Origin of the sequence: Puniceibacterium sediminis (assembly GCF_900188035.1) — a bacterium.
GTDB lineage: Bacteria > Pseudomonadota > Alphaproteobacteria > Rhodobacterales > Rhodobacteraceae > Puniceibacterium > Puniceibacterium sediminis.
Map to the genome: position 1 here is coordinate 542,776 of NZ_FZNN01000001.1, position 25,379 is coordinate 568,154.

At 60.9% G+C, this 25,379-nt stretch carries 18 protein-coding genes, 2 tRNA genes and 1 pseudogene; 12 read left to right on the top strand and 9 right to left on the bottom strand.

Features of this window, described 5'->3' with window-relative positions:
- Window positions 1-14: 14 nt before the first annotated feature.
- On the bottom strand, window positions 15-1,187 hold the full coding sequence (locus tag CHB75_RS02555) for a cytochrome P450 (RefSeq protein ID WP_089268991.1): 1,173 nt from the start codon (window positions 1,185-1,187) through the stop codon (window positions 15-17).
- A gap of 59 nt (window positions 1,188-1,246) precedes the next feature.
- Here CHB75_RS02555 and CHB75_RS02560 point away from each other — a divergent pair, with 59 nt between their 5' ends.
- From CHB75_RS02560 to CHB75_RS02585, 6 genes are all read left to right on the top strand, one after another.
- Window positions 1,247-2,989: an ATP-binding protein gene (locus CHB75_RS02560; protein ID WP_089268935.1), complete on the top strand. Its 1,743-nt coding sequence runs from the start codon at window positions 1,247-1,249 to the stop codon at window positions 2,987-2,989.
- A gap of 58 nt (window positions 2,990-3,047) precedes the next feature.
- On the top strand, window positions 3,048-4,283 hold the full coding sequence (locus CHB75_RS02565; protein WP_089268936.1) for a sigma-54-dependent transcriptional regulator: 1,236 nt from the start codon (window positions 3,048-3,050) through the stop codon (window positions 4,281-4,283).
- A gap of 267 nt (window positions 4,284-4,550) precedes the next feature.
- Window positions 4,551-5,555 (top strand): DctP family TRAP transporter solute-binding subunit, encoded by a 1,005-nt coding sequence (locus tag CHB75_RS02570; RefSeq protein ID WP_089268937.1) that lies wholly within the window; start codon window positions 4,551-4,553, stop codon window positions 5,553-5,555.
- Between the two features lie 68 nt (window positions 5,556-5,623).
- A complete protein-coding gene (locus CHB75_RS02575; protein ID WP_089268938.1) occupies window positions 5,624-6,307 on the top strand; it encodes a TRAP transporter small permease in 684 nt (227 codons plus the stop codon).
- A 4-nt stretch (window positions 6,308-6,311) separates the two neighbouring features.
- Window positions 6,312-7,742, top strand: a complete 1,431-nt coding sequence (locus tag CHB75_RS02580) for a TRAP transporter large permease (protein ID WP_089268939.1) — start codon at window positions 6,312-6,314, stop codon at window positions 7,740-7,742.
- Between the two features lie 293 nt (window positions 7,743-8,035).
- Window positions 8,036-8,596 carry a VPLPA-CTERM sorting domain-containing protein gene (locus CHB75_RS02585; protein ID WP_089268940.1) on the top strand — a complete coding sequence of 187 codons (561 nt, stop codon included), beginning with the start codon at window positions 8,036-8,038 and terminating at the stop codon, window positions 8,594-8,596.
- A gap of 159 nt (window positions 8,597-8,755) precedes the next feature.
- On the opposite strand, the gene tpiA is transcribed toward CHB75_RS02585, so the two are convergent.
- From tpiA to CHB75_RS02625, 8 genes are all read right to left on the bottom strand, one after another.
- Window positions 8,756-9,511 carry a triose-phosphate isomerase gene (gene tpiA / locus CHB75_RS02590; protein ID WP_089268941.1) on the bottom strand — a complete coding sequence of 252 codons (756 nt, stop codon included), beginning with the start codon at window positions 9,509-9,511 and terminating at the stop codon, window positions 8,756-8,758.
- Between the two features lie 178 nt (window positions 9,512-9,689).
- Window positions 9,690-10,076, bottom strand: coding sequence for a HesB/IscA family protein (locus tag CHB75_RS02595; RefSeq protein WP_089268942.1), 387 nt, complete (start codon window positions 10,074-10,076; stop codon window positions 9,690-9,692).
- A 36-nt stretch (window positions 10,077-10,112) separates the two neighbouring features.
- Window positions 10,113-10,664, bottom strand: a complete 552-nt coding sequence (locus CHB75_RS02600; RefSeq protein ID WP_089268943.1) for a sugar O-acetyltransferase — start codon at window positions 10,662-10,664, stop codon at window positions 10,113-10,115.
- Window positions 10,665-10,694: 30 nt separating this feature from the next.
- Complete coding sequence (locus CHB75_RS02605; protein WP_089268944.1) at window positions 10,695-11,057, bottom strand: SUF system Fe-S cluster assembly protein; 363 nt, start codon at window positions 11,055-11,057, stop codon at window positions 10,695-10,697.
- Window positions 11,058-11,294: 237 nt separating this feature from the next.
- A complete protein-coding gene (gene rimK, locus CHB75_RS02610) occupies window positions 11,295-12,704 on the bottom strand; it encodes a 30S ribosomal protein S6--L-glutamate ligase (protein ID WP_089268945.1) in 1,410 nt (469 codons plus the stop codon).
- Window positions 12,705-13,149: 445 nt separating this feature from the next.
- Window positions 13,150-13,225 (bottom strand) — tRNA-Val (locus CHB75_RS02615).
- Between the two features lie 54 nt (window positions 13,226-13,279).
- A complete protein-coding gene (soxR, locus tag CHB75_RS02620; protein WP_245840621.1) occupies window positions 13,280-13,762 on the bottom strand; it encodes a redox-sensitive transcriptional activator SoxR in 483 nt (160 codons plus the stop codon).
- A gap of 271 nt (window positions 13,763-14,033) precedes the next feature.
- Window positions 14,034-16,400, bottom strand: a complete 2,367-nt coding sequence (locus tag CHB75_RS02625) for a hybrid sensor histidine kinase/response regulator (RefSeq protein WP_176439039.1) — start codon at window positions 16,398-16,400, stop codon at window positions 14,034-14,036.
- A 684-nt stretch (window positions 16,401-17,084) separates the two neighbouring features.
- On the opposite strand from CHB75_RS02625, the gene tgt reads away from it, so the two are divergent.
- The 6 genes and pseudogenes from tgt to CHB75_RS02660 all read left to right on the top strand — a co-directional run.
- The gene (gene tgt, locus CHB75_RS02630; RefSeq protein WP_089268947.1) at window positions 17,085-18,209 is read left to right on the top strand and encodes a tRNA guanosine(34) transglycosylase Tgt; all 1,125 of its coding nucleotides are present in this window, start codon (window positions 17,085-17,087) and stop codon (window positions 18,207-18,209) included.
- A gap of 170 nt (window positions 18,210-18,379) precedes the next feature.
- Entirely contained in the window at window positions 18,380-19,489 is a 1,110-nt protein-coding gene (locus CHB75_RS02635) for an alkene reductase (RefSeq protein WP_089268948.1), read from the top strand.
- 416 nt (window positions 19,490-19,905) lie between these two features.
- The gene (lon, locus tag CHB75_RS02645; RefSeq protein WP_089268950.1) at window positions 19,906-22,314 is read left to right on the top strand and encodes an endopeptidase La; all 2,409 of its coding nucleotides are present in this window, start codon (window positions 19,906-19,908) and stop codon (window positions 22,312-22,314) included.
- A 201-nt stretch (window positions 22,315-22,515) separates the two neighbouring features.
- Window positions 22,516-22,590 (top strand) — tRNA-Val (locus CHB75_RS02650).
- A 387-nt stretch (window positions 22,591-22,977) separates the two neighbouring features.
- Window positions 22,978-24,642, top strand: coding sequence for an FAD/NAD(P)-binding protein (locus CHB75_RS02655; protein WP_089268951.1), 1,665 nt, complete (start codon window positions 22,978-22,980; stop codon window positions 24,640-24,642).
- 70 nt (window positions 24,643-24,712) lie between these two features.
- Window positions 24,713-25,379: pseudogene (locus CHB75_RS02660) on the top strand (transposase family protein); the annotation flags it as partial.

The following is a 25,379-nucleotide window of genomic DNA, read 5'->3' on the forward strand; positions in this document are numbered from 1 at the left end:
CCGACAGGGCGGTCTCAGCGCGTGAGGTTCAGCGCCTCTAGCCCGTGGAAATGATAGGTCTGCGCATAGCGGGGCGGCGCGGCAAGGCGCAGACCGGGCAGGCGGTCGAACAGGATCGGCAGGGCGATCTGAAGCTCAAGCCGTGCCAGCGGCGCGCCGACGCAGAAGTGCAGCCCGCCGCCAAAGCTGGTATGCGCCGCCGGACCCCGCGTCGGATCAAACCGGTCGGCCTGTGGCCAGACAGCGGCGTCGCGATTGGCCGATGCCAGCAGCAGCGCCACAGTATCGCCGCGCTGAAAGGTATGGCCGAAAAGCTCGATCTCGGCGTAGGCGATGCGCGTGAAGATATGCAGCGGCGGATCATAGCGCAGGATTTCTTCGCTGATCGCGGGGGCCGTTTCGTCGGTCGGGGTCACGCCATGGGCCAGCAGGCTGGCGACGCCATTGCCAAGGGTATGCACCGTCGCCTCGTGCCCGGCATTCAGCAGCAGCACGCAGGTTGCGATCAGCTCATCGTTCGACAGCTTCTCGCCTGCTTCTTCGGCGGCGATTAGCTGGGTCAGCAGGTCGTCGCGCGGCTCGCTGCGGCGGGCGTCGATATAGCCGCGCAGGAACTCGGCAAAATCGGCAGCGGCGCGGGCGGCAGCGTCCTCGATTCCACGGGTGCGCCCGGCCTGATACATCGCCACCATGGCATTGGACCATTTCAGCAGCTGGTCGGCATGGGCATCCGGCACACCCAGCAGCCGCGCGATGATGATCACCGGCAGTTTCTGTGCGAAATGGGGCAGCAGGTCGAAATCACCGGCGGGCAATTCATCGATCAACTGATGGCAGAGCGCGGTGATTTCCGGCCCCAGACCGGCGATCCGGCGCGAGGTGAAGGCGCGCAGCACCAGCCCGCGCAGACGGGTGTGGCGGGGCGGTTCCAACTCCAGCATCGAATTGTCTTCGATCTTGTAGAACGGAGCAAGGTGTTCGGGCACCGGCGGGGCCAGATCGGCAGGGATCTCGCGGCCAAAGCGGCGGTCGCGCAGGATGGCGCTGACCGCCCGGTGGCTGACAGCGCAGGCCCGGTCGTAGTCATTCCACCAGACCAGATCGCCCGTCGCGCGCATGGCAGAGTAGAGCGGATAAGGATCCTGATTGAAATCGGGGTCGGTCGGGTTTTGATCAAAATGCTGCATGATCCGGGGCATGCCGTTTGGCGCTGGCCTTTGCAAGCGGGCTTTTGCTAAGCAGGGACATGCGTTTGTGGCTTTCCTCGCGTTCCGCGCTGATCGGGCTGTATCTTGCCGCCGTCGTGGTGTTGTCGGCGGGGGTCTGGGTCTATGGCTATGTGCAGGCGCTGGATCAGGTCGCCGCGCGCGGGCGGTCCGATCTTGAACTGGCGGCTGACCGGCTTGTCACGCAACTTCAGCGCTACCGTGAATTTGCCGTGCTTATGGCGCGTCATCCGATGCTCGAGGCGCTGCACACCGGCGGCGACCGCGCGCTGGCGGACGCGATGCTGCTCGGGGCGGCGGACATGACCGGCACGATGACCGCGCTATATGCCGATCCGCAGGGGCATGTTCTGGCGTCATCAAACCCGGCGGTTCCGCAGGATCTGGCCGAGTCGCCGGAGTTCCGACGGGGGCTTGAGGGCGCGCTAGGCGTGGCACTGGGCCTGCATGACGGGCAGCGGACAATTTCCTTTGCCGCGCCGAATTTCGGCCCCGATGGCAAGGTCTGCGGCGTTCTGGTGGCGGTGGTCGATGTGGCCGCACTTGAGATGGACTGGCGCGGGACGCTGCCGCCTGTCTATTTCACCGATGCGGGGGGGCGTGTGTTCATCACCAACCGATCAGAGCTTCTGTTCTGGAAACGTGCGGGGCAGGGCGCAATGATGGCCCCCGACGGTGCGCGCTATGGTGTGACACCGCAGTACCTTGCGGGAAACGAAATCTGGCAGCAGGGCTGGAGCCCCTATGTCCCCGAACGCGCGCTGTACCTGACCACGCCCTTGCCGGTGATCGGGATGGAGGGCGTGGCGCTGGTCGATGTGGCCCCGGCCCGCCGACTTGCGATACTGCAGGCAGAGGTGGTGGCCGCCGTCTGTCTGTTCATGGGGGCCTTGCTGTTCTTTGCGACCGAGCGGCGCCGGACCCTGTCGCTGGCCAATGCAGTGCTTGAGGCGCGTGTATCGGCGCGGACACGGGCGCTTTCGGAGACCAACGAGGCGTTGCGCCGCGAGGTGCTGGAACGCGAAGAGGCCGAAGAGGCCCTGCGTCGTGCACAGGCCGATCTGGTGCAGGCGGGCAAGCTGAGCGCGCTGGGACAGATGTCGGCCGGCATCAGTCACGAACTGAACCAGCCGCTGATGGCGATCCGGTCCTACGCCGAAAACGGGGTGGCGTTTCTGCAACGCGAGCGCCCCGAGAAAGCCGGTGAGGCGCTGGGGCGGATTTCGGACATGGCACAGCGCATGGCGCGGATCATTCGCAACCTGCGTGCCTTTGCCCGTCAGGAAAGCGCGCCGGTGACGCGGCTGGATCTGGGCGCAGTGCTGCAAACGGCAGTCGAGCTGACAGAGACGCGCCGCGAGCAGGCGGGGGTCGAACTGGTCTGGAAACGCCCTGCCGCACCGATCTGGGTCCGGGGCGGAGAGGTCCGGCTGGGGCAGATTTTTGTCAACCTCATCACCAATGCGGCGGATGCGATGGAGGGTGCGATGCAGCGGCGGCTGGAGATCGAGGTTGTTGCGGGGGCGCCGGTGCTGGTCACCTTTCGCGACACCGGTCCGGGGATCGCAGAGCCGGAGCGGATTTTCGACCCGTTCTACACCACCAAGGCGGTGGGCGGCGGCGAGGGCATGGGGCTGGGCCTGTCGATCAGCTATGGTCTGGTGCAAAGCTTTGGCGGCACGATCAGCGGTACAAATGCGCCGGACGGCGGAGCGGTGTTCACCGTGGAACTTGAGGTTTGGGACGAGGAGGCCGTGGCATGACGAGTGACGCTCGGGCCAGGGCCCGTCGCCCCACCCGCCATCCCGCAGGGGATGTGGCATGATCCGGCGGGTGCTTCTTGTGGATGACGATGCGGCGGTGCGCGATGCCCTGTGCCAGACGCTGGAACTGGCGGGGATGGAGGCGATCCCGGCGGGGTCCTTCATCGAGGCCAAGGACCACATCCTGCCATCCTTCGCCGGGGTGGTGGTATCCGATCTGCGGATGCCGGGGCGGGACGGGTTTCACCTGCTGGATTATGCCCGCGCGGCGGACCCTGACCTGCCGGTGATCCTGCTGACCGGAGAGGGCGATATCCCCATGGCGGTGCGCGCGATGGCGGCGGGGGCCTTTGATTTTCTGGAAAAGCCCTGTGCGCCGGGGGACCTGACCGCGGTCATCGAACGGGCGCTGCGCACCCGGGCGCTGGTGCTTGAGAACCGCCGCCTGAAAGTACAGCTTGAGACCGGAGATGCGGCGGCGCGGCTGGTGTTCGGCAATTCGGCCTTGGCCGATGCGCTGCGGGTGACCGTGCGGGCCGCCGCCAAGGCCGGGACCGAGGTACTGATCACAGGGGCACCGGGCACCGGGATTTCCAAGATCGCAGAGGTGGTGCACCTCTGTTCGCCCCGTGCCGAGGCACCCTTTGAGAAGCGCGCCTCGGCCGGGCTGGGGCGCGACACCCTGTCCGAGGTCTGGCAGGCCTGCGGCCCCGGCACGTTGTTCCTGGACGACATCGCCGCCCTGCCGATGGACACGCAGCTGGCGCTGGTTGACGCATTGGAACGTTCCATGGATGGCGGTGGCGCGCGACTGATCGCGGGAAGCACGCAGGATCTGGAGCGGCTGGTCGAAGCCGGGACACTGAGCGCCGAACTCTATTACCGCCTGCAGGTCATGGCCGTGCGCATCCCGTCGCTGTCGGAGCGGCCCGAGGATATCCCGGTGCTGTTTCGCCATTACGTCGCGCAGGCCAGCGAACAGGCCGGTCTGCGCCCGCCCGAGATCACCCCCGAGGTGGTTGGCGAATTGATGGCACAGGATTGGCCCGGAAATGCCCGCGCGCTGATGTCCGTGGCCATGCGTTTTGCCCTGGGCCTGCACGAGAGTGAGCGGCCCGATGCCGGGCTGGGGCTGGTCCAGCAGCTGGCACAGGTGGAACGGTCCCTGCTGATCGAGGCGCTGCGCCGCGCGGACGGGCAGGCCAGTGCAGCCGCCGAAGCGCTGCGTCTGCCGCGCAAGACATTTTACGACAAACTGTCGAAACACGGGCTGAAGCCGGAAACATTCAGATAGCCGCGCAGTGAGTCGGAAGTGTGCGGAAATCCGCACCGGACTGGCCAGAGGCTGTGTGGATTTCCGCACAACCCGTTCCAAAGGCGCGGTTTTCCATCCGGAAATGTTCCCGTAGATCCCTGAAATTAAATGAAAGTTTAAATGAGACGCGCCGTTCGTTCATAGTCCCTTGATGCATTGCCCGGCACACGATCTTCTACCCACATCCGGGCGTCTTGGGAGGGGCGTCCGGGCTCCACATATTCAATTCGTTCCGGGAGGACACCGATGAAGAGATTTCTCATGACGGCCGCCGCCGTGATGGCGCTTGGCGCCACCGCACAGACCGCTGCCGCATCCTGTGAAGATGGCGAAATGGTCATCAAATTCAGCCACGTCACCAACACCGACAAGCACCCCAAGGGCATCGCTGCCAGCCTGCTCCAGCAGCGCATCAATGACGAGATGAACGGCAAGGCCTGCATGGAGGTGTTCCCGAACTCCACGCTTTATACCGACGAGCAGGTGATTGAAGCCATGCTGCGCGGCGACGTGCAACTGGCCGCGCCGTCGCTGTCACTGTTCGAATCCATCACCAAATCCTACCGCCTGTTCGACCTGCCGTTCATGTTCAAGAACATCAACGCGGTCGATGCCTTCCAAGCGTCGGAAACCGGTCAGGCGATGCTCGACGCGATGCAGCGCCGCGGCCTGCAGGGTCTGGGTTTCTGGCACAACGGCATGAAGCAGTTCAGCGCCAACAAGCCGCTGCTCGAGCCCTCGGATGCGCAGGGCCTCAAGTTCCGCGTGCAGCCGTCTGACGTGCTGGTCGCACAGATGAACGCGCTGGGTGCCTCGCCGCAGCCGATGGCATTCGCCGAAGTCTATGGCGCGCTGCAGACCGGCGTTGTCGATGGACAAGAGAACACATGGTCCAACATCTATGGCCAGAAGTTCTTTGAAGTTCAGGACGGCGTCACCGAAACCAACCACGGCATCATCGACTATCTCGTCGTGGCCTCGGTGGACTGGCTGGACAGCATGGATGCGGAAACCCGCGACCAGTTCCTGACCATCCTGCACGAAGTCACCACAGAGCGGAACGCCGAGGTCGGCAAGGTTGACCTTGAGGCGCGTCAGGCGATCCTTGATGCCGGCGGTGTCATCCGCGAGCTGACAGCCGAGCAGCGTCAGGACTGGGTCGACGTGATGAAGCCGGTCTGGACACAGTTCGAAGAAGAAGTCGGCGCCGAGAACATCGCCGCGGCACAGGAAATCAACGCAGCCAACTGATGCGCTGATGATCAAAGGGCGGTCCGAAATCTTCGGTCCGCCCGTTTTCTGCCGGGGGGAGGAACACCATGAGCGGTAAATATACGCCCAAAGGGCCGGTCGGCCGGGTTGTACACGGGCTTGAGGAAACGGCCATCGCCGTCATTCTGGGTCTGATGACGATGCTGACCTTCGTCAACGTGATCATGCGCTACGCCTTCAACAGCTCGATCATCTGGAGCCTTGAGGTCGTGCTGGTGCTGTTCACCTGGCTGGTGCTGTTCGGGGTGTCCTATGCCTTCAAGGTGACGGCGCATCTGGGTGTCGATGCGATCACCAACATGCTGCCCCGGGGGCCGCGCAAGGTCGTCGCACTGCTTGCCGGTGCCATCTGCGTCTTTTACGCGCTGCTGCTGTGCAAGGGCGCCTGGGACCAATGGGCCCCGTTCGCCGATCTGCCGCCAACCACCGGCCACTGGTTCCCGACCGGTCTGGATACCGCAGCACGCGGACGCTCATTCTTTGAAACCGACCAGATCCCAATGCCCGACTGGCTGCGCTTTCTGGAAGACTGGATCAACTACGGCGAACACTATTCCAAGCTGCCCCGCGTGGTGCCCTACACCATTCTGCCGGTCGCCGCCGCGCTGATCCTGTTCCGCATCTGCCAGGCCGTCCGGCGTGTCTGGAACGACGAAAGCGAAAGCCTGATCGTCAGCCACGAAGCCGAAGACGCCATCGAGGACGTCGCAGCCATGAACCGCGGAGACTGAGCCTATGGAAGTCGTCCTTCTCTTTGTCCTGATCGTCGGGCTTCTGCTGATCGGCGTGCCTATCGCCGTGGCGCTTGGCTTCAGCTCGATCTTCTTTCAGCTGGCCTTTTCGGAAACCTCGCTGGCCTCGGTTGCGCAGTCGCTCTACCTTGCCATGGCCGGGCATTACACGCTGCTCGCCATTCCCTTCTTCGTGCTGGCCTCCAGCTTCATGTCCACCGGCGGCGTGGCCAAGCGGATCATCCGGTTCGCCATCGCCTGTGTCGGGCACCTTCAGGGTGGTCTGGCCATCGCGGGCGTTCTGGCCTGCATGATGTTCGCGGCGCTGTCCGGGTCGTCTCCGGCCACGGTGGTAGCCATCGGTTCCATCGTCATCGCGGCGATGCGTCAGGTCGGCTACACCAAGGATTTCGCCGCCGGGGTGATCTGCAACGCCGGTACGCTCGGTATCCTCATTCCGCCCTCCATCGTGATGGTGGTCTATGCCTCGGCCACCGATGTGTCGGTCGGGCGGATGTTCCTGGCGGGGGTCTTTCCGGGCCTTCTGGCCGGTGTCATGCTGATGGTGACGATCTATGTCATCGCCCGGATCAAGAACATGCCCAAGGGCGAATGGCTGGGCTGGGGCGAAGTCTCTGCCTCGTTCCGCGATGCGGTCTGGGGTCTGCTGCTGATCGTGATCATCATGGGCGGCATCTATGGCCACCCGTGGATCCGTTTCGACGAAGGCCTTAGCCTGATCTACTGGCGGGGCGGGGCCTTCACCCCGACCGAAGCCGCCGCCGTGGCCGCCGTTTACGCCTTCTTCGTGGCCAGCTTCATCTACCGCGACATGGGCCCGCTGGCCGCGACAGAAGAGGGCGGGCTTCCCCTGCCGCTCTATCGCAAGCCTCTGGCGATCTTCACGGCGTTCTTTCACAAGGACACGCAGGCGACCCTGTTCGAGGGCGGCAAACTGACCATCACGCTGATGTTCATCATCGCCAACGCGCTGCTGCTCAAGCACGTCCTTACCGACGAACAGATCCCGCAGCACATCGCCACCGCGATGCTCAGCGCAGGGTTCGGGGCGGTGATGTTCCTGGTGATCGTGAACGTGATCCTGCTGATCGGCGGCCAGTTCATGGAACCCTCGGGCCTGATCGTGATCGTCGCACCGCTGGTGTTCCCGATTGCGATTCAGCTGGGGATCGACCCGATCCATCTGGGCATCATCATGGTGGTGAACATGGAAATCGGGATGATCACGCCGCCGGTCGGTCTGAACCTCTTCGTCACCTCCGGTGTGGCGGGCATGTCGATGATGCGGGTCGTAAAGGCGGCACTGCCGTTCCTTGCGGTGCTCTTCGTCTTCCTGATCATGATCACCTACATCCCGATCATCTCGACCTTCCTGCCCAACAGCATCATGGGTCCAGAGATCATCACGAACTGACTGTTTTTGAGTTCCGAGTTCTGAGTTTACCGAGGTTAGTAACGAGTATGGGTGCCCGCGTTCTGCGCGGGCACCTGTTTTACGTTCAGCAGGCCAGCGCCGCATTCCAGGCTTCAGGCATTCGCAACCTTCAAATATTCAAGCTGCATGTCAGCAAAACGTGACAGGTTCTGTTGTTGCGTCAAAGCCGCATATGGCTTGGCCTGCGCAAAACTCTTGACCAAAGGCCAATAAATGCTGAAAAAGCAGGCGGAGGCAGCCTGTTTTTGGGCTGATGCAAAGGGAAGTTTAAGATGTATTTGAAACGCGCACTGACGTTGAACGTCATGGCATTGATATTCGCTTTGGGTTTTTTGAACGACCGGGCAGAGGCCGCAACCATCGCGGCCAACGACTGGTGGCTTCAGACAGATTCGCTGGGTGGCCTGCGCCAAAGCACAGTGAATGACCAAATGTTCTATGCTGTGTCCCAGTCCAACGTCTGGAACCCCGGGGATACTTATGTGGCTCCGACCGGGTATCGTTTGGCTACCACAGCCGAAGGATTGGCTGCCGTAGGCGGTTCCGGCCTGCCTGAATTTACCTATTACTATCAGGGCGGCTGGAGTGGGTACCTCTGGGAAGGTTTGGCAAGATACTATTTCAGGTTCTCTGACAGCAATGTGACCCTTAAAGCCAAACATGCCGGCAATCATGATAGCGCCCCTTTGTTTACCACCGGCGACGTCAACAACTTCGCCGGAATGGTCTTGATCGCAGAAGCCGCCACAGTTCCAGTACCCGCCGCCTTGCCACTGCTCATGCTGGCGCTTGGCGGTCTGGGCTTTGCCGCCCGTCGGCGCAAGGCCGCCTGACACATCAGCCAAGTGATGCACGGATAAGGATATCAAGCGGGCGGCTCTGGCCGCCCCTTTTGATTCTTGGCACCGACATAAAAAAACGACGCCCGGGGTATGGGCGTCGTTCACTGTTGGCGTTTTCGCAGACGGTTCAACCCGCCCGCTATGCGCAGATCAGGCCTGTGCGGTGGGCGCGGCGTTCAGCGCCGAAACGATGGGCATGAAATCCGCCGCCTTCAGGCTTGCCCCACCGACCAAAGCGCCATCCACATCCGCGACGGCAAAGATCTCGGCGGCATTCGATGCCTTCACGCTGCCGCCATACAGAAGGCGCATCGCCCCGGCGACCTCATCGCCAAAGCGGCTGGCCAGCTCGGTCCGCAGGAAACGGTGTACTTCGGTGATCTGCTGGGTGCTCGGCACCTTGCCGGTGCCAATGGCCCAGATCGGTTCGTATGCGATGACCAGATTGGCCCCGGTGCTGCCCTCGGGCACGGACCCTTTCAGCTGCGCCGCCAGCACATCCAGCGTACTGCCGTCTTCGCGCTGTTCCAGGCTTTCACCGATGCACAGGATCACCTTGAGCCCGGCGGCCCAGGCGGCCTCGGTCTTGGCCAATACATCGGCGTCAGTTTCGCCATGGTCCTGACGGCGCTCGGAATGGCCGGTGATCACATAGGTCGCGCCCGCATCCGCCAGCATCGGTGCCGAAATATCACCAGTATGCGCGCCGCCCTCGGCCACGTGGCAATCCTGCGCCCCGATAGCGATCCCGGTCTTGAGACCGGCACCGGCGTAGATCAGCGTAGCGGGGGGGCAGATAAGCACTTCGACCGTGCCCTTGGACATCCCCTGCATCGCTGCCAGTTCCGCCAGCGACACCTGCGTGCCGTTCATCTTCCAGTTACCTGCCGCCATTTTACGTCGCATACGTGATCCTTTTCAGTTGTTTCAAATTTGTGTTCCCGTGTACCGCGCCGGGATGCCGAATTGATTAACCATATTCGCGCGCCTTCAAACCGAAAAGATCAGGATGTCTCCGGTTCCAATACGTTCTCTGCGGGATAGCAGGGGGGCGGCGTAGCTTTGGCCCAAAAGACGGCGCCGCTCAGGCCTTGCCGTCTGCCTGCTCGGCCTCAAGCTCGGACATGTCCTTGAACTTGATCGATTCACCGCAGCCGCAGGCGTCGGCCACATTCGGATTGTTGAACCGGAACCCGGATTCCAGCAGCGATGTGGCATAGTCGATTTCGGTGCCGAACAGGAACATCTGCGCCATCGGCGCGATCATCACGCGGGCACCATTCTGTTCCACGACCTCGTCATGGGGGTCGGCGGTATCGACGTATTCCATGGTGTATTCCATGCCCGCGCAGCCGCCCTTTTTCACACCGATCCGCAGACCGGCGCGGTTGTCGCGCGTCATCAGCCGGGTGATCTGGGTGATCGCCGCCGGAGTCATTGTGATAGGGGATTTTCCGGGAATACCGAACATACGCGTAACTCCTGTGTTGCCTGTAATCTAAGGCGATCAGCCCGCGGAAACAAGGGGCCGGGCCGGGCTGCCCCCGACCGTGGCCCCGGCGGGCACATCCCGTGTCACCACGCTGCCCGCGCCGATGATCGCATCGACGCCAATGGTCACACCGGGCAGGACGATGGCACCGCCGCCGATCCAGACATTGCGCCCGATGGTGATGGGGCGGCCGAACTCCAGCCCCGCATCCCGGGTCGCGCCGTCGCGCGGATGATCCGCCGTCAGGATCTGGACATAGGGGCCGATCGCGGTCTTGTCCCCGATGGTGATCGGGCAGACATCCAGCAGCACGCAGCCGTAATTCAGGAACACGTCTCGCCCAAGGCGGATGTTATAGCCGTAATCCACATAGACCGGCGCGCGCACGGCCACCGCCTCGGCACAGCCGAACAATTGCGCCAAAAGATCAGCACGCTCTGTATCGCCCAGGATCGTCTGGTTGTAGGCCCGCATCAGGCCCTGCGCCCGCACCCGGTCCGCAACCAGCTCAGCGTCGCCGGGCCGGTAAAGCTCTCCGGCAATCATCTTGTGCTTTTCGCTGGGCATCGGCGTCAGGGCCTCTTGTCGGAACGGATCCTACATGAACCCCAGTTCAAGCCGCGCTTCGTCCGACATCATGTCCATGCCCCAGGGCGGATCGAACACCATGTCCACATCCACCTGCTTGACGCCTGCCAGCGGCTCGATCGCCTCGGCCACCCAGCCGGGCATTTCACCGGCCACGGGACATCCGGGCGCGGTCAGCGTCATGGTGACGTTCACCGCGTTTTCGGCGGAAATGTCGATCGTGTAGATCAGGCCAAGATCATAGATGTTGACCGGAATTTCCGGGTCATAAACGCTCCGACAGGCCTCGACCACCTGAGTGTAAAGCGGGTGATCGGTGCTCGACGGCGGGATCAGCGGCGTGCCTTCAAGCTGTGGGGCTGCGTCAGTCATGGACGGTCCTTCCAAGTCTTACCTGAGTGAACATATAGGAAATGCCCCGTGTCGCGTAAAGGGCTGCAATTGTCGCGCGAAACTCTTTGGACAGGCGTCGGCGCCAGAACCCGACGACCCGGCCACCGGCGCAGATTGCCCCTGCATCTGCCGAAAAAATATCCCCCTGAGCACGAGAGGCAGCGCCTTTCGTTTGCCCGTCGGGCAACCCGCCACCAAGGCCCGCCGCAAAGCAACTCATCCCAACAGCTTGCGTTTGCGCACCGGGGCAGGGCGCACGCGTTCTTCGATATGGTCATAGAGCATCCCGGCGATATTCTTCTTGGATGCCTCTTCGATACCCTCGAACCCCGGGCTGGAATTCACTTCCAGCACCTTGGGACCAGTCTCGGAGCGCAGCAGATCCACCCCAGCAAGGTTGAGCTTGAACGCCCGTGCCGCGCGGATCGCGATATCGCGTTCTTCGCGGGTGATGCGCACCACCTTGGCCGTGCCGCCCTGATGCAGGTTGGAACGGAAATCACCATCCGCCCCGGTCCGCTTCATCGCCGCCACCACCTTGCCGCCAACCACGAGGCAGCGCACATCCTCGCCCGCGGCCTCCTTGACGAAATCCTGCACCAGGAAATTCGCCCGCAACCCGCGAAAGGCGTCGATCACCGACTGCGCGGCCTTTTTGGTTTCGGCCAGCACCACGCCCTTGCCCTGGGTCGATTCCAGCAGCTTCACGATCATCGGCGCAGTGCCCACCAGCCGCATCAGCGAATCCGTATCCTTGGGCGACGAGGCAAACGCCGTGTTCGGCATCCCGATCCGGTGCTGCGCCATCAACTGATGCGCGTGCAGCTTGTCGCGGCTTGCCGTGATGCCTTCGGATCCGTTCACGCAGAACGTTCCAATCGTCTCAAACTGCCGGATCACCGCCGTACCATAGGAGGTGACCGTCGCCCCGATCCGCGGGATCACCGCATCATAGCGCGGCAGCCGCTTGCCGTCGTAATGCACCTCGGGCGCCATGGCGTTGATTGCCATGTAGCAGCGCGTGGTGTCGATCACCTCGACCGTATGGCCACGCTCTTCGCCCTCATCCACCAGACGTCGGGTCGAGTAATTGTCCTCCCGGCTCAGCACCGCCACCCGCAGCGCCCGTTTCGGCGCGGAGCGGCGCACCTCAAGCGAGGAATAGACATCATAGCTCAGCTCGGGCTGGCAGAACCGGTCGGTGGCGACGATGGTGATATGATCCTTCAGCGCCTCACGTCCCAGCAGCATCCGGGAATTCATCCGGTCGCGGTTGGTCAGCGTGATCTCGATCGGCCAGTCATCGCCCCCCACACGCAGGGTCGATCCGATGACATAGCGGCTCTCGCTCTCGCCGTTGGACGAAACGACGTTGCGCCGATCAACGATGGGGGCGGAACAGGCAATGACCAGATCCTCGCGCCCCGGAATCGGATGGATGGTGAACCGCACACGCGGCGCATTGGCCGACCCGAAGGTTTCAATGTCAAAGGCATGCAACGCCGAGGTGCGCGCCCCGGTATCTACCTTCGCACGCAGCGCGGGCAGGCCAAGGTCCGGCAACGCCACCCATTCCTCCCATCCGAAACGGATAAGATCTGGGGTTGTCAGAATGTCGTCGGTCATGATCGCGCCTTATGGTCCAGCAGGGGTCCTCAGCCCTAGCAAGCAGGGCAGGGGGCCGCAAGCCGTGCCTAACCGGCAAGAATGACCTTTGTGTTACAATCAGCCGCCAAGGGTTTTGCGCAGCCGGGGTTTGCCCCACGGCCTTCGGTCTACTGCGCAGGCCGATCAATGCCGTGCGCGCAGCAAATGGCTCGTCGGTCATCGGCAGGCAACCGGAAATCCGGCGTATAGCCCTGGCATCCCTGCGCCCGGCACAATGTATAGCCCGGCGATCAGGGGCGGAGATTCGGCGGGATCGTCAGGCGCAAAATACCTGTCCTCACGGCGAAGGGGATATCTGATCTCAGCGGCGCTTTTGTCACCCGCCCTGTAACGAACCTTATCACATCAAACCGTGACACAGGCCTGAAACAAAATCGTTTTCTTGGATGTAAGCGGGGTAGTCTGGTGGGTGATGAGAGGCTCGAACTCCCGACATCTTCGGTGTAAACGAAGCGCTCTACCAACTGAGCTAATCACCCGACTGGGCGGCTTTTAGTGCGCTCTTGCGCAGAGATCAAGAGACCTTCGGGCGATTATTGGTCAGAATTTTCACTGCCACTGTCCATCCAGCGGCGCGGACCGGGGCCCTGCCGGGCCAGCGTGTCGCCGGGGTTATAGAGAGGGCAGCTTTCCAGCGACAGACAGCCACAGCCCATGCAATGGTCAAGTTGGCCGCGCAGCCTTTCCAGCAGCGCCATCCGCCGGTCGATCTCTTCCCGCCACAGGGCAGAGGCGTCGGCCCAGTCAGCCTTGCCAACCGCCGCCCCCTTGGGTACGCGGCTCAGCACCTCGCGCACCTCGGCCAGAGGGATACCCAATGTCTGGGCCACACGGATGACCGACACGCGGCGCAACTCTCTGCGGTCATAGCGGCGGTGATTTGCGGCCGTGCGCCAGCTGCTGATCAGCCCTTCGGATTCGTAGTAATGCAGGGTCGACACGGCCACACCTGCACGTTTCGCCATCTCGCCGACGCTCAGATCGCTGGGGACGGCTTTTCTGCCAGATTTGGACATGGGGCTTGACCTCAAGTTCACTTGAGGCCCGAGGGTAGTCAAACAATCCGATTCCACAAGGAGAGTTTCATGTCCGTCGCAGACCTTGATCCACTGTTTCCCCGTCGTAGCCGCCCCGGCTTGTTGCATCGCCTGTCAGGTTGGGCGCGTCGGCGCCGCAACCGTCGCCGGCTGGAATTGTTGCGCCAGGATCCGCATCTGGCGGCGGACATCGGCCTGCTGCAAAGACCGCTACGTTCTGCGGCGCCATCGACGGCGCCGCACTGGTGCTTCAATTTGCCCGCAGCTGAAGCACCGTGGCCACAGCAGCAAGGATATCCAGGCGTTGAACAGGCTTCATCAGCCGGATGTCCTCTGGCCTCAACCCATTGCCATGCACCATGGCTTCGGTGGCATATCCCGACATGAAGACGACCGGTAAATCCGACCGTATCTGCCTGAGCGCCTTTGCCAGATGGGTTCCCTGCAATTTGCCCGGCATGACGATATCTGTCAGCAACAGATCGAATGTCGGATCTGCGTTGAAGACCGCAAAGGCCTTGTCCCCCGAGGAGGTCGCCGTCACCACATAGCCCGCACGTTCAAGAATGGTCACCAGGGTCTTGCGAACGGCATCTTCATCTTCGGCGACCAGCACCCTTTGCCCGCGACCTGCAATCTCGCCTTCCGCGAATGTCGGACTGACGGATTCTTCCTTGCTGCCCTCCGCCGCAGGGAAAAACAGCTTGAACGTCGTGCCTTCACCGACTTCGGTATAGACTTGGACCGTTCCACCGGATTGCTTCATAAACCCTAGGATCATCGACAGCCCAAGCCCGGAGCCCGACCCCGGGGGTTTGGTCGTGAAAAACGGCTCGAAGATCGAGGCGCGATCGTCTTGCGCGATACCCTCTCCGGTGTCGCTGACGGCAAGCATGACATAGCGGCCCGGTGCCAGTGCCTCCTGGCGAGAGTCGACATAGCCTTGGTCGATGCGAAGATTGGCCGTCTCGATCGTCAGGTTGCCTTGCCCCGCCATGGCGTCGCGTGCGTTCAGGATAAGGTTCAGCAGCGCACTTTCCAATGAGCTGCGGTCGACTGCGACGGGCCACAATTCGGGAACAAGAGATGTTCTTATCGAAATGCTTTCCGGCAGGGTGCGCCCCATCCAGGTCTTGGCGTCGCGCAACACATTATTGAGATCAAGAACCTCTGGCGTCAGCCGCGCCTTGCGCGCAAAGGACAACAAGTTCTTTGTCAGATCGGCCCCACGCAGCGCGGCGGTGATCGCCGCATTCCTCAGCACGTTCTGCGTCGCGGGATCGTTTTCATCGGCCAGCAATTCCAGATTGCCCAGGATCACCGCCAGCAGGTTGTTGAAGTCATGCGCGACCCCGCCAGTCAGCAGCCCGATGCTTTCGCTTTTCTGCGCACGATAGGAAATCTCGCGCTCTTTCTCGACCTGCGCCATCACGTCGACTTCATGGGTCACATCCAGAACGATGGACTCGATCAGCACGCAGCAGTCTTTGATGGTCGAGGCCCCGTGATAGTCCAGCCATCGGATCGTGCCGTCACGCGCCGTGATCCGATAGCGGTGCGAAACAGGCGTGCGGCTATCAATCCCGTTTGCGACCAGTGCATTGAAAAGATCAATGTCCGAAGGGTCGTGTGCCCGCATGAGCGCGTCGGAGTCCGCATAGATTTCCGCGTCCGTATAGCCCCAGATGTCCTGACATTTCGGGCTGATGTATAACAACTTCGGATTTTTCCGGTCGGTCATATCAGACTGGAACATGACCCCCGGCAGATTCTCCGCGATCACTGCCAGACGATTAATCGTTTCCAATTGCCTTTGCTCGGCCTCGCGGATGTCTGTCAGGTCTGATTGTACGCCGAACACCCGGGTCGGCTTGCCGTCAGTGCCGCCTTCGCCAACCCAATACGCCCGGGCATAGCGCAGCGTTCCGTCCGGCCTGACCACCCGGAAATCAACCCGGTCCCGCTCGCGCTCACCAGTATCAGATTTTTGAAATTCCGCTTGCAGACGGGGCAGGTCGTCGGGATGGATCAGCGTAGCCCAGGTAGACATCGGCACAAGTCCCGGTTCTCGATCCAGCCCATAAGCTGCCATCATGCCGGCGTCAAAATAAACGTCGGTATCGTCCACATTGCGCTCAAACATTCCCATGCCGGAATGCTGCAATGAAAGATCCAGCCGCCTCGAAAGCTCAGCTGACCGCGCAGCCTCGGATGCGAATTTGGCCGCATAGATCAGGATTTGCCAGGTGATCAGGATGGATGTCGCGCCAACCGCGATGAACACCAGGGCAGACATTGCCGCAATCCTGTATCCATTGCCGGTTGGGATCGTTGGCCCGACAATCACTATCGGCACCAGGAACAGCGCAGCAAACCCGCACAGCAGGTACCCTATGGCAAAGCGGGGTATGACCGGCCAGTCAGTGGGGGGGCGCAAATACCCAATGATTAGCCCGACCGTGGGAATGGCCAGACCCATGAACACTCCCACAATCGGGACCGGGCCGCTGTTGAACGAAACCATGAACGCAGCACAGGCACCGGCGATCAATGCGCCAATCGGCCCGCCAAGGTATCCGGCAAAGATGAGCGGCCCCGCGTTGGCATCAATTGGCACTTTCCGCGGCTCAAGCAGGTATGAATCCAAGCTGAGCGCAATCACCAGGATACCGAAAACCACTCCCATCAACGTTTGTTGCAGTCGCTTCCGGCCCCTCAGATGTCCGGAAACAAAGATCGCGTAACAAAAAACTCCCGCAAGAAGAAGTGCCGTCAAACTTTGAAAAATTGATATGAACATCGAATCTCCTGAGGGTCGCAACACACTGTCTTCGAAAGAACGTATTGCGAATTACGAATGATCCCTATTCGCCAACAATTTCCACGATACCGGGATTGTCAGATATATCCACATTGGACTTTCGGTGCTCACGATGTGGTCACTCAACCCATTCGCGGCCCAGACCCATTGAGTCAGATCAAGATCAAGATGTTTTTTTCGCAATGGCGGCAACAGCCAGCACGACCTTTACTCATCTGTCCTATCGGGTGGCGACGCCGCGCCACTTCGTCAGCCGCTCGAACTGATCTCGATCCGGTTTACGTCCTCTGACATGTGGGATGGCGCTTTTCGCGCGTCTGTCTGCCGGTCGGAAATCAGTTTCAGCGCTTGGCAGGGTGGCAAACCTTCACCCGTCCCGGGTTTTCAGGCCATACCGCCAGCCATACGAAAACCATACGCTTTCCATACGCAAGCCATACGCCTTGTGCCGCCCCTTTTGGCGGCGTAAAGCAGGCCCCCATGAGCACCTCATTCACCCTCAATGCCACTGATGGCATGGCCCGCACCGGCGTCATATCGACCCCCCGGGGCGACATCCGCACGCCTGCCTTCATGCCCGTCGGCACCGCCGCCACGGTCAAGGCGATGATGCCCGAAAGCGTCCGTGCAACCGGCGCCGACATCCTGCTCGGCAACACCTATCACCTGATGCTGCGGCCCACCGCCGAACGGATCAACCGTTTGGGGGGATTGCATAAATTCATGAACTGGGCCCGACCGATCCTCACGGATTCCGGTGGCTTTCAGGTCATGTCGCTGGCCGCCCTGCGCAAGCTGACCGAAAATGGCGTGACCTTCAAAAGCCATATCGATGGCTCGAAACACGAGATCACGCCGGAACGCTCGATGGAGATCCAGCGCCTGCTTGGGTCCGATATCGTCATGGCCTTTGATGAATGCACGCCTTATCCGTGTACCGAGGCGCAAGCCCTTGAAAGCATGCGGCTTTCCATGCGTTGGGCACAGCGATCCCGCGATGCCTTTGGCGATCGTCCGGGCCATATGCTGTTCGGAATCCAGCAGGGCAGCGTCTTTCCCGACCAGCGCGAGGAAAGCGCCGAGGCGCTGAAAAAGATCGGTTTCGATGGCTACGCCGTCGGCGGTTTGGCGGTGGGAGAGGGGCAGGAAATGATGCTTCAAACCCTTGATTTCGCGACAGATATGCTCCCCTCGGACAAACCGCGCTACCTCATGGGCGTCGGCAAGCCCGACGATATCGTCGGCGCGGTAAAGCGCGGCATCGACATGATGGACTGCGTTCTGCCCTCCCGTTCGGGTCGCACCGCGCAGGCCTGGACCCGTCGCGGCCAGCTCAACATGAAGAACGCCCGCCACCAGGACGACCCGCGCCCGCTGGACGAACACTGCACCTGCCCAACCTGCCGCAACTATTCCCGCGCCTATCTGCACCATGTTTTCCGGGCGCAGGAAATGATCTCGGGCATGCTGCTGACATGGCACAACCTGCATTACTATCAAGAGCTTATGCAGGGCATGCGCGACGCCATCGCAGCAGGTGACTTTGCCGGATTCGAGGCGCAATTCCACGCCCAACGCGCCGAAGGCGATATCGAACCGTTGTAACCCTGCGCTTCACGCAGAGGCCGCCTGCACGACACTTATCCGCAGCAAGAGGGGGCTGTCACACAGGCACTGTGCGCCGGTGAACAGATTTCCATGGACCCGGCTGCTTACGTCGGGCGTTGCGTTGTGAAAGCAACCACATGTTGGCGCTATCTAAAGGATAAGTTCAAATGACCGAACACGCTCTCTTCACCCCCTTCACCGCAGGCAAGATCGCCCTCAAGAACCGCATCGTCATGGCGCCCCTCACGCGCAGCCGCGCGCGTCCCGAGGATGACACGCCCTATGATATCCACGTCGCATATTACACCCAGCGCGCCAGTGCCGGGCTGATCATCACCGAGGCGAGCCAGATTACCCCTGAGGGCAAGGGCTATGCTTGGACGCCCGGTATCTATTCCGACGCTCAGGTTGATGCCTGGAAGCGCGTAACCGACTCTGTCCATGCTGCGGGCGGCAAGATCGTCATGCAGCTTTGGCACGTGGGTCGTGTGTCGCACACCTCGCTGCAAGAGGGTGGCAAAAAACCTGTCGCACCCTCGGCCATTGCCGCCGGTGTGCAGACCTTTGACGGTACACAGTCTCTGGATACATCCGAACCGCGCGCACTGGAACTGTCTGAAATCCCACGCATTGTGGCCGAATATCGCCACGCCGCCGAGAACGCAAAGAAGGCCGGTTTCGACGGCGTCGAACTGCATGCCGCCAACGGCTACCTTCTTGATCAGTTCATGAAAGACGGCACGAACAAGCGGGACGACAGCTATGGCGGCTCGCTGGAAAACCGTACTCGACTCACCTTTGAAGTGCTGGATGCGATTTTCCAGGTCTGGGGGCCGGGCCGCGTCGGCATCCGCCTCAGCCCGTTTTCCGGCGCCAATGGCGCAACGGACAGCGATCCATCCAAGCTGGCCGAATTTGTCGTGAGCAAGCTGGCGAATTACGACCTCGCCTATCTGCACATGATCGAAGGCCAGACCGGTGGCCCGCGCGAATGGCCGAACGAAACCAACATGGATGACCTCAAATCCACCTTCGGCGGCGTCTGGATGGGTAATAACGGTTACGACCGCGAACTTGCGATCAAGGCCGTCGATGAGGGACACGCTGATCTGGTCGCCTTTGGCGTGCCCTTTATCGCCAACCCGGATCTTGCCCATCGGCTTGAGATTGACGCACCACTCAATGCGCCGGACCGATCGACGTTTTACGGCGGCGGGGCAAAGGGTTACACCGACTACCCCTTTCTGACCGAGGAAGAGATCAAGAAGGCGAGCTGACCCGCCAACCAACCGCGCCGGGCAAACACCCGGCGCGCGTTGATTGCCTGAAATTCAGCGGTTTTCCCCTGATACGTCACCACAAACCTACCCCGCGCCATCTGCATTGCACCCTCAGGGACGCTGCCGCTGCCATGCTGGCGTGTTCGCGTCATGGACCCTTGAGATATTGGCCCTCAAGCTGAATAGCCGCCCCCTGAACGCACATTTTCGACGCCAGACAAGACGGGAACCCAAGCAGCCCTTGCCCTTGCCCGACGCCGGGGGCATGCTGGCCCGACGGATCGCGAGGTTTCGCGCATCTGAAGCGCTTGAAAATCGGGTGAACGACCCCATCTTGAGTGTCAATGACCGGAGTTGGCCGGAGCTGCCGCAAAGCGGGGCCGGTGCCATCTTGCCAAGAATAAGGATTGAGCATGAAAAAGCCTCTCAATACGTCTTACCCAGTGCTGCCGCTGCGCGACATCGTCGTGTTCCCGAACATGATCGTGCCGCTCTTTGTGGGCCGCGAAAAGTCTGTGCGTGCGCTGGAAGAAGTGATGGCGGACGATAAGCAGATCCTGCTGTCTTCCCAGATCGACCCTGCGGTGGATGATCCCACCAGCGAGGGTATCTACAAGGCCGGCGTGCTGGCCAATGTTCTGCAGCTGCTGAAACTGCCCGATGGCACCGTCAAGGTGCTGGTCGAAGGTCAGGCGCGCGTGCGGATCACCGAATACCTCGAAAACGAGGAATTTTTCGAAGCGAAGGCCGAATACCTCACCGAAATGCCGGGCGATGCCACGGCGATCGAGGCGCTTGTGCGCACGGTCGGTGACGAATTCGAACGCTATGCCAAGATCAAGAAGAACATCCCCGAAGAGGCGCTGAGCACCGTTTCGGAAGCCACCGAACCTGCCAAACTTGCCGACCTCGTGTCCGGGCATCTGGGCATCGAAGTGGGACAAAAGCAGGAGCTTCTGGAAACGCTGGCAATCTCGGATCGGCTTGAGAAGGTCTATGGCCTGATGCAGGGCGAAATGTCAGTGCTGCAGGTCGAGAAAAAGATCAAGACTCGCGTCAAATCCCAGATGGAGCGCACCCAGCGCGACTATTACCTGAATGAGCAGATGAAGGCCATTCAGAAGGAGCTGGGCGACGGTGAAGACGGCCAGAACGAGGTGGCCGAGCTTGAGAAGAAGGTTTCAGAAACCAAGCTCTCGAAAGAAGCCCGTGAAAAGGCCGATGCCGAGATCAAGAAGCTCAAGAACATGTCGCCGATGTCAGCCGAGGCGACCGTCGTGCGCAACTACCTTGACTGGATGCTGTCCATCCCGTGGGGCGTGAAGTCGCGCGTGAAAAAAGATCTGGGTCTTGCCCAGAAGGTGCTGGATGACGATCACTATTCGCTCGACAAGGTAAAAGAGCGGATCATCGAATACCTTGCGGTCCAGCAGCGCTCCAAGAAACTCAAAGGCCCGATCATGTGCCTCGTCGGCCCTCCGGGTGTCGGTAAGACATCGCTGGGCAAATCTGTCGCCAAGGCGACGGGTCGCGAATTCATCCGTATCTCGCTTGGCGGTGTGCGTGATGAATCCGAAATCCGTGGTCACCGCCGGACTTATATCGGCTCCATGCCGGGCAAGATCATTCAGGCGCTGAAAAAGGCGAAAACAACTAACCCATTGATTTTGCTAGATGAAATCGACAAAATGGGTCAGGATTTCCGGGGCGACCCGGCGTCGGCAATGCTTGAGGTTCTCGATCCGGAACAGAACGCAACCTTCTCGGACCATTACCTTGAGGTCGAATACGACCTCAGCAACGTGATGTTCCTGACCACGGCGAACACTTACAACATGCCGGGGCCGCTCTTGGACCGGATGGAGATCATTCCGCTGTCGGGCTACACCGAGGATGAAAAGACCGAGATCGCCAAACGCCACCTGATCGCCAAGCAGATCAAGAACCATGGCCTCAAGAAAGGCGAATTCGAAGTCACTGACGAAGCGCTGACCGACATCGTGCGGTACTACACCCGCGAGGCCGGCGTGCGGAACCTTGAACGTGAACTGGCCAAGCTGGCGCGTAAAGCCGTGACCAAGATCGTCCGTGGTACTGAAAAGACCGTTGTCGTGACTGGGGAAAACCTCGCCGACTTCCTGGGGGTGCGCAAGTATCGCTATGGTCTGGCCGAAGACGAACACCAGATCGGTGTTGTGACCGGGCTGGCCTATACCTCGGTTGGTGGTGATCTGCTCCAGATCGAGGCGCTGCGCCTGCCGGGCAAGGGCCGGATGAAGACAACCGGTAAACTCGGCGATGTGATGAAGGAATCCATCGACGCGGCCTCGTCCTATGTCCGCTCCATCAGCCCGCAGCTCGGCGTGAAACCGACGAAGTTCGAAAAGTGGGATATGCACGTCCACGTCCCGGACGGCGCCACACCCAAGGACGGGCCTTCGGCCGGTCTGGCGATGGTCACGTCGATCGTATCCGTTCTCACCGGTATCCCGGTGCGCAAGGATATCGCCATGACTGGCGAGGTCAGCCTGCGTGGCAATGCTATGCCTATCGGCGGACTGAAGGAAAAGCTGCTGGCGGCGCTGCGCGGTGGGGTCAAGACCGTTCTTATCCCGAAAGAGAACGAAAAGGACCTGGCCGAGCTGCCTGACAATGTGAAAAACGGGCTGGAAATCATCCCGGTCGAACATGTGTCCGAAGTGCTGAAGCTTGCGCTGATCCGCGAACCCGTGCCGATTGACTGGGACGAGGACGCCGAAGAAGCCGCCGCTCAGGCGCTTGCCAAAGGTGATTCCGCAAACGCCGCCGCCGTCGCGCACTGAGGAAGATAAAGAGCCAACGAAACGATGCCGCCCGGTTCCCTCCGGGCGGCATTTTCGACTCTGGGGCAGGGCGCCTCACCCCATTTCGTCATTTCCGGAACATCATGCTTTGCGGCTGGATCGATTTTCCGACCTGCGCGGACCCTCGGGATACTCACCCCCTTGCGCAGCCGACAGAGGGGCGTTAGTAGGCTCTCCACCGGGTGATTAGCTCAGTGGTAGAGCGCTTCGTTCACATCGAAGATGTCAGGGGTTCAAATCCCTTATCACCCACCATTTCCACAACGCCCGTTCACTGACCGTTTCGGAAAACGGGCTCCATAGCCCTGCCCCGAGTTTATTCCTTGAGCGCTCTCTGCCGCACTGTGCTGCGACCGACGAAGTTCAGCGCAAACCGATCTTTGCTACGTCACGACGGATCTTGGCGCTCAACCGCCAAGTTGCGCGGAGGCAGGGCCTTCGCTGCCTTAACAAAAGATAGATATTGGATGCTCGATAGCGGGCATGTCTGGCATCACCCGATGAGACAGATTCGGGTGTTTTGAACTCTTCGCGTGGGAACAAAGTGTCTCTGAATATAGTTGTGCAGTAAGCTGGTAAGCGGCGAGGGCGTCACATCACTGTGTAACGCGGGCCGACTATGTCAGTAGTAAAGGGTTACCAGTGAAAGAAAGCGGACGAACGACGCGGATCGCGGTTATCGGCTTCGGGCCACGCGGTCTCGGAGCGCTTGAAGCGCTTGCTGAACTGTTGCCTCGATATGATCACTCCGTTTCGGTTGATGTCTTCGATCCGTACCCCAAGCCCGGCGCAGGCCCAAATTTCGACCCGCGCGAAAGCCGGTTGTGCCTGTTGAATATCCCAAACCGTGATATCGCCATTAGCCCGCCGTCGTTTTCCCGTTGCGGCCGCTTTGCCGAATGGATGGGCTCTGAACCAGACCCCGACGCCTTCCCGACCAGACCCGACCTTGGCCGCTATCTCGAAGCGCGGTTAAGTGACCTGCTAGAAATCGGTATGCCGAACACGAATATCATTCCCGAAAAGGTCACGCGCATTGAACACAGCGCCGAGGGATGGCGTCTGGAGGTCGCTGGGCAGTTGAGCATGCCTTATGACGAAATCCTGCTGACACTTGGCCAGCCAAAGGTGGCGCCCGACGATCAACTGGCCGCATGGCAGGACCACGCCGCGCGCTCGGCGGGGCAGGTCGCGCAGGCGTATCCGGCAAACCGACTGATCCAGGAGGCCGCAGACTGGAGCGGCAAGGTGGTTGCAATTCGCGGGCTGGGCCTGTCGGCATTCGATGTGTTGCGTGCCCTCACAACCGCTCAGGGTGGCCATTTCCACGATGGCGGTTATCGGCCTTGCGGACGCGAACCGGCCCGCATTCTGCCATTCTCACTGGACGGCAAGCCACCATTCCCCAAGCCAGAGACCGAAACGCTCGATGCCGTATTCGAACCGCTGGGCAGCGAAACCGGCGACTTTTCGGTCGCCATCGCGCAGGCTTCGAAAATGGGACCCGATGCTGCAAGGCGGTTGATCAACGCAGCATTGGCGCCGGTCGTCACCCGCATATTGTTGCAAAATGAACTGGTTGAAGACGCAAAGCATGTCGCCCAATGGCTCGAAACCGAATGGGACTCGCCGGGCTCGCAGGAAACTGACGGTCCCTATGAGACGCTCCGTTTCGGGATCAAACTCGCCGAGGGCACCACTGCTCCGACGATCGGCTATACCGTGGGGCAAATCTGGCGGAAGTGGCAGGACAATATACGCGCTGGTTTCAATCCGGCAGAAACGCCCGCTGCCACGGCGAAATCCCTTGTCGATTTCGATGAGGGATTAAAGCGATATTCCTATGGTCCACCGGTTTCGTCCGCTCGTGAAATGGTGGCCTTGATCAAGGCCGGATTGGTTGATCTGGATCTGGCCGCCGATCCGGAAATCGACCTGACCGACCAAGGCTGGGTTCTTCGCAAAAAGGGTGATTTGGCCGATGTTTCGGTCATGATCGATGCGGTTCTTCCCTCCCCGGACCTATCTGCCATTACGGCAACTCTGGTGTCCGAGCTGAATGCTCAGGGCCAGGTGGTACCCTTGGCCGAAGGGCTCGCCGCGCACACGGCCCCCGACGGCAGTGTGATTGACGCAAAGGGCGGAGGGCTGTGCCTGCTGGGCCGCCTTGCGCTTGGCAGCGTGATCGCGGTGGATTCGCTGCATGATTGCTTTGGTGAGGCATCCGCGCGTTGGGCCAGAGGCGTAGTTGACCGCAAAAACGCACCAGAAGCAGGTGGAACTGCCGCCATAAGGCGAACCTCGTGAACCTCACTGGACCTGTCGCGGTTTGATGCCGCCCCTTTGATAGCATCTACTGCAACAAAGGAGACTGACTATGGGACATGGAAGAACGGACGAATTCCGCAAGGATGCGGTGCGGGTCGCGCTGACCATTGCCCGACAGTCGAAACATAGTTTCGATGAGAGGGACGCAGGCAGGTGGCTGATGATCTGGGTGTCGGGATGTTGACGCTGAACAAGTGGATCACAGCACACCGAGACACGGATGTGGTGTCGAAAGAGGATCTACGCCTCGCCCAAGAGAATGACCGGCTTCGGCGCGAGGTCCGGATCCTCAAGGAGGAGCGGGACATCCTAAAAAACAACGCAGTTCTTCGCGAGCCAAAAGCCGTGAGGTTCAGGTTTGTCGAAGAACACCGGGATGCGTTTCCGGCAGCGCGCCTGTGCCAGGTGATGGATGTCAGCTTGCGTGGCTTGCGTGCATTCCGCGGTCGTCCTGCCAGTCGCAGACAACGCAGTGATCTGGTGACGCTGGCGCATATCAAGGAACAGTCGCGTTTCAGTCTGGGCAGCTATGGCGGACCAAGAATGACCGAAGAGCTGAAGGAGATCGGCCTGAATGTCGTGCATCCATTGCCCGGCAGGCGATTGCAAAGCAATCTGCCGAGAGGGGGCGTGTGGGCAGATCCCCTCTCATGGTTTCTAAGCAAACCACTGCCGGGCAGATTGATGCGCCAGAACGGCATATCCGTTGTCAGGAC

Excerpts from the sequence above, each read along its gene's own strand:
- CHB75_RS02555 (WP_089268991.1), bottom strand. The coding sequence starts at position 1,187 with ATGCAGCATTTTGATCAAAACCCGACCGACCCCGATTTCAATCAGGAT.
- CHB75_RS02605 (WP_089268944.1), bottom strand. The coding sequence starts at position 11,057 with ATGACTGACGCAGCCCCACAGCTTGAAGGCACGCCGCTGATCCCGCCG.
- CHB75_RS02565 (WP_089268936.1), top strand. The coding sequence starts at position 3,048 with ATGATCCGGCGGGTGCTTCTTGTGGATGACGATGCGGCGGTGCGCGAT.
- CHB75_RS02585 (WP_089268940.1), top strand. The coding sequence starts at position 8,036 with ATGTATTTGAAACGCGCACTGACGTTGAACGTCATGGCATTGATATTC.
- soxR (WP_245840621.1), bottom strand. The coding sequence starts at position 13,762 with ATGTCCAAATCTGGCAGAAAAGCCGTCCCCAGCGATCTGAGCGTCGGC.
- CHB75_RS02570 (WP_089268937.1), top strand. The coding sequence starts at position 4,551 with ATGAAGAGATTTCTCATGACGGCCGCCGCCGTGATGGCGCTTGGCGCC.
- CHB75_RS02635 (WP_089268948.1), top strand. The coding sequence starts at position 18,380 with ATGACCGAACACGCTCTCTTCACCCCCTTCACCGCAGGCAAGATCGCC.
- rimK (WP_089268945.1), bottom strand. The coding sequence starts at position 12,704 with ATGACCGACGACATTCTGACAACCCCAGATCTTATCCGTTTCGGATGG.
- tpiA (WP_089268941.1), bottom strand. The coding sequence starts at position 9,511 with ATGCGACGTAAAATGGCGGCAGGTAACTGGAAGATGAACGGCACGCAG.
- tgt (WP_089268947.1), top strand. The coding sequence starts at position 17,085 with ATGAGCACCTCATTCACCCTCAATGCCACTGATGGCATGGCCCGCACC.
- CHB75_RS02580 (WP_089268939.1), top strand. The coding sequence starts at position 6,312 with ATGGAAGTCGTCCTTCTCTTTGTCCTGATCGTCGGGCTTCTGCTGATC.
- CHB75_RS02560 (WP_089268935.1), top strand. The coding sequence starts at position 1,247 with ATGCGTTTGTGGCTTTCCTCGCGTTCCGCGCTGATCGGGCTGTATCTT.
- CHB75_RS02600 (WP_089268943.1), bottom strand. The coding sequence starts at position 10,664 with ATGCCCAGCGAAAAGCACAAGATGATTGCCGGAGAGCTTTACCGGCCC.
- CHB75_RS02575 (WP_089268938.1), top strand. The coding sequence starts at position 5,624 with ATGAGCGGTAAATATACGCCCAAAGGGCCGGTCGGCCGGGTTGTACAC.
- lon (WP_089268950.1), top strand. The coding sequence starts at position 19,906 with ATGAAAAAGCCTCTCAATACGTCTTACCCAGTGCTGCCGCTGCGCGAC.
- CHB75_RS02595 (WP_089268942.1), bottom strand. The coding sequence starts at position 10,076 with ATGTTCGGTATTCCCGGAAAATCCCCTATCACAATGACTCCGGCGGCG.